Below are 407 nucleotides of genomic sequence, written 5' to 3'. Positions count from 1 at the left end.
CGGGAGGCAGCAGTGGGGAATATTGCACAATGGGCGAAAGCCTGATGCAGCGACGCCGCGTGAGGGATGACGGCCTTCGGGTTGTAAACCTCTTTCAGCAGGGAAGAAGCGAAAGTGACGGTACCTGCAGAAGAAGCGCCGGCTAACTACGTGCCAGCAGCCGCGGTAATACGTAGGGCGCAAGCGTTGTCCGGAATTATTGGGCGTAAAGAGCTCGTAGGCGGCTTGTCACGTCGGGTGTGAAAGCCCGGGGCTTAACCCCGGGTCTGCATCCGATACGGGCAGGCTAGAGTGTGGTAGGGGAGATCGGAATTCCTGGTGTAGCGGTGAAATGCGCAGATATCAGGAGGAACACCGGTGGCGAAGGCGGGTCTCTGGGCCGATACTGACGCTGAGGAGCGAAAGCG

Annotated in this window: 1 rRNA gene; it reads left to right on the top strand. The window is 59.5% G+C overall.

Annotation, left to right across the window (positions count from 1 at the left end):
* A 16S ribosomal RNA gene (locus OQ02_RS39365) occupies positions 1-407 on the top strand; the annotation flags it as partial.

This window comes from Saccharothrix sp. NRRL B-16314, from assembly GCF_000716595.1.
Classification (GTDB): Bacteria; Actinomycetota; Actinomycetes; order Mycobacteriales; family Pseudonocardiaceae; genus Actinosynnema.
The sequence above is the reverse complement of the archived record's forward strand: the minus strand, read 5'-3'. Positions and strand labels throughout refer to the sequence as shown.